This is a genomic window from Acinetobacter sp. A3 (genome assembly GCF_012371415.1).
Classification (GTDB): Bacteria; Pseudomonadota; Gammaproteobacteria; order Pseudomonadales; family Moraxellaceae; genus Acinetobacter.
The window spans coordinates 77386-86491 of the sequence record NZ_JAAZQW010000008.1 but is presented as its reverse complement, the minus strand read 5'-3'; the positions used below and the strand labels follow the sequence as shown (position 1 = coordinate 86491).

At 42.7% G+C, this 9106-nt stretch carries 9 protein-coding genes; 4 read left to right on the top strand and 5 right to left on the bottom strand.

The window, feature by feature from the left end; all coding sequences use genetic code 11:
• Positions 1-285: integrase core domain-containing protein (locus tag HHA42_RS04715; protein WP_129717574.1), on the top strand; the 285-nt coding region annotated here is incomplete at its 5' end.
• Positions 286-655: 370 nt separating this feature from the next.
• Here HHA42_RS04715 and HHA42_RS04710 read toward each other — a convergent pair.
• Complete coding sequence (locus tag HHA42_RS04710) at positions 656-1846, bottom strand: MFS transporter (protein ID WP_168419155.1); 1191 nt, start codon at positions 1844-1846, stop codon at positions 656-658.
• A gap of 113 nt (positions 1847-1959) precedes the next feature.
• The gene (locus HHA42_RS04705) at positions 1960-2883 is read right to left on the bottom strand and encodes a DMT family transporter (RefSeq protein WP_168525577.1); all 924 of its coding nucleotides are present in this window, start codon (positions 2881-2883) and stop codon (positions 1960-1962) included.
• 859 nt (positions 2884-3742) lie between these two features.
• Here HHA42_RS04705 and HHA42_RS04700 point away from each other — a divergent pair.
• Genes HHA42_RS04700 through HHA42_RS04690 form a run of 3 tightly spaced genes read left to right on the top strand, consistent with a single transcriptional unit; the run spans position 3743 to position 6654 of the window.
• Positions 3743-4870, top strand: a complete 1128-nt coding sequence (locus HHA42_RS04700) for a Re/Si-specific NAD(P)(+) transhydrogenase subunit alpha (RefSeq protein ID WP_168419151.1) — start codon at positions 3743-3745, stop codon at positions 4868-4870.
• 11 nt (positions 4871-4881) lie between these two features.
• On the top strand, positions 4882-5205 hold the full coding sequence (locus HHA42_RS04695) for a proton-translocating transhydrogenase family protein (RefSeq protein WP_168419150.1): 324 nt from the start codon (positions 4882-4884) through the stop codon (positions 5203-5205).
• Between the two features lie 3 nt (positions 5206-5208).
• The gene (locus tag HHA42_RS04690; protein ID WP_168419149.1) at positions 5209-6654 is read left to right on the top strand and encodes an NAD(P)(+) transhydrogenase (Re/Si-specific) subunit beta; all 1446 of its coding nucleotides are present in this window, start codon (positions 5209-5211) and stop codon (positions 6652-6654) included.
• 256 nt (positions 6655-6910) lie between these two features.
• Here HHA42_RS04690 and rsfS read toward each other — a convergent pair whose 3' ends face one another.
• The 3 genes from rsfS to HHA42_RS04675 form a co-directional block, all read right to left on the bottom strand.
• The gene (gene rsfS / locus HHA42_RS04685; protein WP_168419147.1) at positions 6911-7312 is read right to left on the bottom strand and encodes a ribosome silencing factor; all 402 of its coding nucleotides are present in this window, start codon (positions 7310-7312) and stop codon (positions 6911-6913) included.
• Between the two features lie 75 nt (positions 7313-7387).
• Positions 7388-8182, bottom strand: coding sequence for a TIM barrel protein (locus HHA42_RS04680; RefSeq protein WP_168525575.1), 795 nt, complete (start codon positions 8180-8182; stop codon positions 7388-7390).
• A gap of 37 nt (positions 8183-8219) precedes the next feature.
• A complete protein-coding gene (locus HHA42_RS04675; RefSeq protein WP_168419145.1) occupies positions 8220-9086 on the bottom strand; it encodes an NAD(P)-dependent oxidoreductase in 867 nt (288 codons plus the stop codon).
• Positions 9087-9106 lie beyond the last annotated feature (20 nt).

The following is a 9106-nucleotide window of genomic DNA, read 5'->3' as shown; positions in this document are numbered from 1 at the left end:
TTTACCAGTGATGCATTTATTGATGTATTGAAATCAAATGGCATTCAAATCAGTATGGATGGTAAAGGTCGATGGGTAGATAATGTGATGGTTGAACGATTATGGCGGAGCGTTAAATATGAAGAGGTGTATCTCAAAGCTTATAGCAGTGTCACAGATGCGAAAAAGCAATTAAGTGCATATTTTGAGTTTTATAATTTGAAACGACCTCATTCGAGTCTAGACAAAATGACACCAAATGAGTTTTACTATGATCAGCTACCCCAACAAAACAAGGTGGCTTAACTAGAGCGGAATATCACTTATAAATACGCTTTTAGTTGTTCAAACAAGTGGGACCACCTCTGTTTTCACCGTTTCAATGGGGAAGTTGTGCAAGCTGATTGGAATGCTGCGAGAAACGTGCTTGCAAGATTAAACGACAATGAGATAAGTCGTTATACGCCTTACAAAACTGTAAAGCGTATATTGCAAGAACGGACTGACCGCTACAAGTCGGAACTGACCGACTCAGGCTCTAGTTACACGCTTGGCAACAAGACATTAACAGAGTGCGAATTAGTCCTTGACTATGTTTGACTACATTTTAAGGAACAGTCAGCCTTTTTATCCTGTGATGCAAATGTCCTAAACTAGATGGTTGTCGTCAGTCACTTTAAGCTTCTGCAAGATGCTTGCGCTGATGCGTGTGATCAAGCAGGGCAAAGCACATTGCGGCTGCAACAAAACACAGTCCAACCATGCAGCTCCATAGCCATCCACCTTGCTGCCATGCGTAAATCCCTAAAGCAGAACCGCAGGCACCACCTGTAAAATAACTGGTCATATAGACTGAATTGATGCGTGATTTGGCATCTGGGCGTAAGCGGAAAATAATATTTTGATTGCTGCTATGCACAGTCGCTAAGCCAAGGTTAATCAAGCCAAAACCCAAAATATAACTCCACAGTTGGAATTGACCAAAGTAGAGAAACATCCAACTGATGCCGAGCAAGGTTAAGCCGCCCCAAGTCAGCGCTGTGACATAGCCACGATCTGCAATTTTACCCACTTGTTTGGTCGAAAGTGCGCCAAATACTCCAACCAAAGCCACAATACCGACCATGACATCGGCTAAGCCAAAACTAGATTTGAGTAATACGGCAATGGTGGAAAATAAAACACTCATCGCAGCAAAAGCAAAAGCCCCGAGTAATGCGCGATAGACTAAGCGGCGCTCTTCCAAAATCAGTCTGCCCATAGACTGAAATACTGCAAAGTAGCTGAGTTTGCTGGTAGAAATAAAAGGCAAACGTGCTTTGAGTACCGCAGCAATACACAACATGAATATCCCGCTGAGCAGATAAATCACTTTCCAGTGAAATAAATTAGATAGCAAGCCTGCTAAACTGGTCGAAAGTAAAATACCGACCAATAAACCACTCATCAGCAAACCAACAACTTCGCCCATTTTTTCAGGTTTTACGGTCATGGTCGCAAAAGGAATTAATACTTGTGCCGCCACAGAAAATAGCCCTGTGATGATGGTACCAATCCAAAGCATGCTTAAATTGCTAGAAAAGGCACACAAAAACAAACCTACCGATGCCAAGAACATGAGCAAGGGGATGAACTTGGTTTTATTGACAATATCGCCCATCGGTACAATAAACAATAAGCCGAGTGCGTAAGAGACTTGTGCAAATGTCACAGTCAGTGCAACTTGTGACTGTGGAATTTGAAAAGATTGATGAATGGAGTAAATCAAAGGTTGGCAATAATAATTTGCACCTGCACATAAACCGCAGGCAATCGCCATTAACCATAAAAGGGTTTTGTCTTGGCTAATGTCAGGTGCAGTATTCATAGTCTTCCTAGCTTATAAGGCAGTGTGATGCTGTGAGTAAATAGGACGCTGTTTGAGTTTGAGCGATGAAAAATCGGTGAGTATCCTAAACTTTGTGGTGATGTTTTAAGTCTTTAATGTGAAAACTTGTTTTTGGACAATGTAATCATCATCACCCCTATAATATTCAGCAGACAGCCCAACCATTGTATGCCATTCAGGTGCTCACCTAAAAATGCTGTCGCCAATAAAATCGTTAAAATGGGGCCAATTGAGGCAATCATAGCTGATTGTGCTGCACCTAAACGGGCGATGCTGTGCGCCATTAACAAGGTAGGCAGTACTGTCACAAAAATGCCCAAGGCAACGCCGTAGCCCAGTACCTGTAATGGCAGCTGCTGAATCAAAGCTAGAGGATGCAGTGTGGCCAAGCAGTAATGAACCAAGGTACCTAAGCAGGCAATGCTTAAAGCCAAGCCTGTAAAATTCCATGAGCCAAAATGTTGAATCAATCGTCGAGTCAGCAGCAAATAACCCGCAAAACATACCGCACTGGCAAAGACTAAACTGCTGCCTAGCCAAAAGTACGAGTCATGCGGTGTGTTGCTTTGTTCTTGTAACATCACAATGACTGTGCCGCCATAACTCAGGGCAATGGCAAGTAAACTCAACCAGCTGAGTTTTTGTTTATAGATCAGGCTAGACGCCAATACAGTCAGAGTTGGATATAAAAAAAGAATAATCCGTTCTAATGATGCGCTAATGAACATCAACCCTAAAAAGTCTAACCAGCTAGAAAAGTAATAGCCGATCAAACCTGAAAAAATCAGCAGTAGCCAATTGCCTTTGGAAATGTTGCGGCTGTGCTGACGGTTGAACCAGCAAATCAACAGAAAAAACGGCAAGGCACTGGCCATACGTAAAGCCATGAGCACAGTGGCATCGACCAATGGCGAAAGTGCATAAGCCTGTTTAATAAAAATCGCTTTGGTACTGAACAAAAATGCAGCGAATAGCGCAAAGATGGAACCCCATTGCGTGGCATTAAGTTTGATCATGGCAAAAGCTAAAGTGAAGGGTGAATGCAAAGTACGATAAAAAGAGTTGAGTGATCCTGCATAGGATTTAAAACGGCAAGTGTGGCAGGAAAAATCAACAACTAAGCATAGCGGATTTTGTGTAAAGGGTCTGCTTTAAAACATCGAAATTAAGTGAAAAGTAAAATAGATTGTGGTTGCACGATAATAGTGCAAAAACTTTTAAAATATTACAAAACACACAAAATCCATCATCAGACAAAATGATGTTTAAAAAAATTCAAAAAAATAATAGCGGTCAACTTAGACATGTACTGAATAAATTTACAGATAGTTTAAAAGTTTTGCTGCTGCCACTTTTAGATTTTATTGATAAGGCAAAGGTTGGTATTTGTAAGGTTTTAATGGGGAGGTATAGGCTCTAAATTAGTACGTATAGCGAGCGATAAAATTTGTCAGAAAAGTCAATTTGGCATTGAAGTTTTAAGTTTTAGCGGTCAAATGTATAGATATATGATCTTTTGGGTCTAAGTCGGATTTTCCCAATTTAGCCAAATGCATGTCAGAATGATCAATGCAAAATTCATTTAAATGTGATGAACTGCTAACTCAAAACTGCTGTACTGTCGTTTTGATCCTGCCAAATACGGTTATTGCTGAATAATTATACTTATATTAAAGAAGCAAAATCTATCAATTATATCTCGCAACAATATTTTTATGAATCATCAGTTCAAAATATGGGTATTTATTAAATAAATATTGGGTGGTAATTTAAAAATGTTGCATTAGAATCCAAAAATTCAACAAAACTTATCCTGAGGGGAAAGCATCGTTATCCACGATGTTGACTTAAGAAAAACTAGCTTGAGGGACGCTCATGCAGATCGGAATTCCAACCGAAACTGTTGTCGGTGAAAATCGTGTCGCTGCGACGCCAGAAACAGTAAAGAAGTTGATTAGCGCGGGTCATAGCGTAGTCATTGAACGTGGTGCGGGTGTTAAAGCCGCTTATATCGACAGTGCTTATGAACAAGTGGGTGCAAGCCTGACAGATGATGCTTATCGTGGCAGTCAAATGATTTTGAAAGTTCGTGCCCCGAAGGGTGATGAAATTCAGAAATTGGCACCGAATAGTACTGTCGTGGCGATGTTTGATCCTTACCGCAATACTGAATTAGATCAGTTTGCTGCGGCTCAGGTGTCTGCATTTGCGTTAGAGCTTTTGCCACGTACTTTGTCACGTGCACAAAATATGGATGTGTTGTCATCACAAGCCAACTTGGCAGGCTATAAGTCAGTGCTGTTGGCTGCAGCAGAATACCAACGCATGTTCCCAATGTTAATGACGGCTGCGGGTACTGTAAAACCTGCACGTGTTGTAATCATGGGTGTGGGTGTTGCGGGTCTGCAAGCCATTGCAACGGCAAAACGTCTGGGTGCGGTAGTTGAAGCAACTGACTTGCGTCCAACTGCGAAAGATCAGGTAGAGTCTTTAGGCGGTAAATGGCTAGACGTGCCAATGTCTGAAGAAGAACAGCAAAAAGCTGCAGATGCTGCCAAAAATGGCTACGGCTGGATGCCAGGTGAACAATACATTAAAGATCAGGCTGTTATTGTAGATAAAGCTGTTTCTAATGCTGATATTGTGATTACCACGGCATTATTGCCTGGTCGTGATGCACCACGTTTAATCAAAGCTGAAACTGTTGCAAAGATGAAACCGGGTTCAGTCATTTTAGATATGGCGGTAGAAACAGGTGGTAACGTTGAAGGTTCACAATGTGGTGAAACGGTTGTGACTGCCAATGGTGTGAAAATTTTGGGTATCCCAAACATTCCATCTACAGTGTCGACTGAAGCCTCTGCACTTTATGCACGTAATGTATTGAATTTTGTTGAAACATTATTTGATAACGACAAGAACTTTGCACTGAATCCTGAAGAAGAAATTCAGAAAGCATTGCTGGTGACCCATAACGGTCAAGTACTGTTAAAGCGTGGTTAAGGAGAACTCTCATGGTTGAAACAATTACGATTTTTGTCCTTGCCATTTTCGTAGGTTACTACGTGGTTTGGGGCGTAACGCCTGCATTGCATACGCCACTTATGGCGGTAACCAATGCGCTGTCTTCGATCATTATCGTGGGTGCGATGATTCAAACTGTTGGCTTACCAATGGTTGGTGTAGAAGGTAGTGTCGATTTTCAAACCATTAACGTGGTGAGTGTACTGGGTGCTATTGCTGTGTTCTTGGCAAGTATCAATATTTTTGGTGGTTTCGCAGTAACGGCACGTATGCTGGAAATGTTCAAACCAAAAGCAAAGAAAAAAGAGGGCTAATGCATGGAATTTATTCGTGAATATGCAGACTGGTTCTATTTAATCGGGGCTGTACTTTTTATCTTAACGCTTCGTGGTTTGTCTGGTCCAAAAACAGCAATTGCAGGTAACCGCTACGGCATGATCGCCATGGCAATTGCCGTATTGACCACATTCTTTGTAGCCGATAATCCAGTGGTTTGGATGATCGTAGGTGCTATGGTTCTAGGTGCAATCGTTGGTATTGCCCGCGCACGTACTGTTCCTATGACTCAAATGCCTGAAACAGTTGCACTGATGCACTCTTTGGTGGGTTTGGCAGCAGTTTTAATTGCCATTGCGGCAATTATTCACAACAACAAGTTGGTGGAATTAGGTCCAGACCTATTGGCTGCAAATGGTATTAATTTCCATGAAATGAGCAAAGTTCATTTATTTGAATTGTTTGTGGGTTGTTTCGTGGGTGCAATTACCTTTACAGCATCTGTATTTGCGTACGGCAAACTGGCTGCAAAGAAATGGGCAAAAACCATTTCAGGTGCATGGGTTAAACCTGTTCAAGCATTGATTTTCATTGCCATGTTAGGTTTTGGTATCCACTTCTTCTTGACTGGAAACATGACATCATTCTGGGCAATGACTGGTCTTGCACTTGCATTTGGTTGGGTATGGATTGCACCTGTAGGTGGTGGTGATATGCCAGTGGTGGTATCACTTCTCAACTCATTCTCAGGTTGGGCTGCAGCAGGGATTGGTTTCACACTTGAAAACAACATGCTGATTGTTGCGGGTTCACTTGTAGGTTCATCGGGTGCGATTCTGTCGTACATTATGTGTAAAGCGATGAATCGTTCAATCATCAACGTATTGTTTGGTGGTGCGATGGGTGGTGCAGCAGCACCGACTGCTGGCGCTGGTGAGCAAGTACAACGTAACTACCGCTCAGGTTCTGCAGATGATGCTGGCTTCTTGATGTCAAATGCTGACAGCGTAGTGATTGTACCAGGTTATGGTATGGCGCAAGGTCGTGCACAAAATGCAGTTAAAGAATTGGCTAACTTGCTGAAAGAACAAGGTGTAACTGTTCGCTTTGCGATTCACCCTGTGGCAGGTCGTATGCCAGGTCACATGAACGTATTACTTGCAGAAGCAGACGTACCATACGAAGACATCTTAGAAATGGATGAGATCAACTCAGATTTCCCAGCAACAGATGTAGTACTTGTTATTGGTGCGAATGACGTTGTGAACCCAGCAGCAAAAGACGATCCGAACTCGCCAATTTACGGTATGCCAATTCTTGAAGCGCATAAAGCACGTACCATTATGGTGATCAAGCGCTCAATGGCAACGGGTTATGCAGGTTTGGACAACGACTTGTTCTATAACGACAAGACCATGATGATCTTTGGTGATGCTAAGAAAGTTGTGGAAGATATGACGAAGTCAATCAACGGTACAGGTCACTAAGTGAACTGACTGATAAGAACCGCCTTCGGGCGGTTTTTTTGTTCGTTGTATAAGAGATCGTAAAAGAAAGCTAAAGATCATGCTTCGGAAAATTATCAGCGCACGGAGACCATCGTCAGTGGGTTAAGGTGGGACTTGTGTGGTGCAAATACGTAAGTTGGTTTGCATATGATTTTTTAAACACTGCACATAAAAAAGCGACTTATTTAAAGTCGCTTTTGCATATTTTCTTGGGTCTGTTTTGAAGCTTTAAAGATTAGGCAACCGATTCAGGTGTGGTACGCCATAAGCTTTCAAGGTCATAGAATTTACGTGCAGTTGGTAACATAAGATGTACCACAACAATGCCAAGATCAACCAAGATCCATTCAGCATCGCGTTCGCCTTCAATGCCGATTGGGCGGAAACCCGCTTTACGTGCTTCTTCAGCAACATTATCGGCAAGGGATTTAACATGACGCGTTGATGTGCCGCTGGCAATGACAATCGCATCTGCAACATTGCTGATGCTGCTGACATCAAGCTCAACAATTTCTTTGGCTTTTACATCGAGTAGTGCTTCATGTACAACTTGAAGGCAAGTTTGTACGTCATGCTTTGCGGTGTTCATTGCAAGATCGTGAGAATTAGAAGCGCCGGGCGATGGTTCTAAATTCATGGGGTGTATAATTTCCTAAAATTATTCATCGTCTAATATAGCCGTTTTGGCCTAAAAATTCAAATCGCACCGATTTTAACCATTTTGTTGTGCCGGAAAAAACTTGTCTTTCCACACAAATGATTGATTTGATGTTAAACGTGGGCGATATTCGGCAGCGACATAACCTGCGTAATTACTTTGCGCTAACCATGCAAATAATGCGGTATAGTCCAAATGGCCTGTGTCAGGTTCATGGCGTCCTGGGTAGTCAGCAAATTGAATATGACCAATATCTTGCAAGTTTTCCTGTAGTGCGCTGAGCACATCTTCACCCATCATGGCCATGTGATAACAATCGAATTGCATTTTGAGTGCAGGGTGTTTGACAGCTTCTAACATTTCCTGAGCTTGGGCAATGTTCTGTACCAGAAAACGTGGCATATCTGTGCCATTGATCATTTCAAATACAGGTTGAATCTGGTGCTCAGTGAGCATGGAGCAAGCCAGTTTTAGATTTTCTGCCAGTGTGTTTAAGCAAGGTAACAAGTCTGCATCGGCAGGTTGTTTGCCTGCCAAAATATTCACACTTGGAACATTTAGGGCTTTGGCATAGGTAATGGCTTGTTCTAAGCCACGATGAAATTCAAGTTCTTTACCGGGTACCCCCGCTAAGCCATCACCCCCTTGCATGAGGTCACCCGCAGGCACATTAATCAGACACAGGCTAAGTGCATGCAGCTGAAGTTGAGTTTGAATTTGTTCGATACTGAGCTCGTAGGGAAACTGAATTTCAACGTGCTGAAAACCATGTTGGCGAGCAAGGGCAAAGCGTTCAATTAATGGGACTTCGGTAAATATCATTGACAGATTAACCACAAGTTTAGACATGCATAAGCTCCTTGCTCAGGAATGGTAATGAAAAAATTTAAGCTTCAACTTGGTAAATAATGCTGGCTAAATCTGCTTCGGCAAAACCTTTAGCCTGATGGGCTTGAAGCTGAGATAGAGCTTTTTGGGCAACAGGAATCTGCAGCTGAAACGCTGCGGCAAGTTGCACTGCATTATTTAAATCTTTAGACAGGGTTTGTACTTTCCATTGCACAGGTTCAAAACTGTGGGTGGCCATACGTGGGGTTAAAATCTGAAACGGTTTTGAATCGGCAAAACCACCTGCCAAAGCTGGGGCAAGTAGCTGTGTATCTACACCTGCTTGAGCAGCAAGGGCAACGGCTTCTGCAATTAAGGTACTATTTGCGGCAACAATCAATTGATTGCAAATTTTGGTGGCTTGTCCTGTTGCGGTTTCGCCCATGCGGGTCACACGTTGTGACAGCACCGCATAAATTGGGCTTAATTTTTCAATAGTGTTGGCATCGCCACCTGCAAAAATTACTAGCGTACCTTGTTCTGCTCCCGCGGTGCCACCAGATACAGGTGAGTCAATCCAAGTCACGTGTTTTTGCTTGGCTTGTTGTGCAAGGGCTTTGGTTTGTGCAACCGATAAGCTGGAAAAATCAACAATGACTTGTTGGGCAGTTAAGTACGGTTCAATTTGATCAAATACACTTTGAACTGCATGATCATCTGCTAAACAGGTCAAAATGACAGGGTATTGCCCGATCTCTTGCAGCTGAAGCAGTTTAGCACCTGCATTGATTAATGGTTCGCATGCAGCAGGACTGCGGTTCCATACTGCAACCTTATAACCTGCCTGAATTAAGCGGGTCGCCATGCGCGTGCCCATGAGTCCCATACCTAAAAAAGCGATTTGTGTGTCATGGTCAAAGTGCATAGCGAGTTCTCCTTTTTGCC

Coding starts and splice junctions, on each gene's coding strand:
- HHA42_RS04710 (WP_168419155.1), bottom strand. CDS start 1,846: ATGAATACTGCACCTGACATTAGCCAAGACAAAACCCTTTTATGGTTA.
- HHA42_RS04705 (WP_168525577.1), bottom strand. CDS start 2,883: ATGATCAAACTTAATGCCACGCAATGGGGTTCCATCTTTGCGCTATTC.
- HHA42_RS04700 (WP_168419151.1), top strand. CDS start 3,743: ATGCAGATCGGAATTCCAACCGAAACTGTTGTCGGTGAAAATCGTGTC.
- HHA42_RS04695 (WP_168419150.1), top strand. CDS start 4,882: ATGGTTGAAACAATTACGATTTTTGTCCTTGCCATTTTCGTAGGTTAC.
- HHA42_RS04690 (WP_168419149.1), top strand. CDS start 5,209: ATGGAATTTATTCGTGAATATGCAGACTGGTTCTATTTAATCGGGGCT.
- rsfS (WP_168419147.1), bottom strand. CDS start 7,312: ATGAATTTAGAACCATCGCCCGGCGCTTCTAATTCTCACGATCTTGCA.
- HHA42_RS04680 (WP_168525575.1), bottom strand. CDS start 8,182: ATGTCTAAACTTGTGGTTAATCTGTCAATGATATTTACCGAAGTCCCA.
- HHA42_RS04675 (WP_168419145.1), bottom strand. CDS start 9,086: ATGCACTTTGACCATGACACACAAATCGCTTTTTTAGGTATGGGACTC.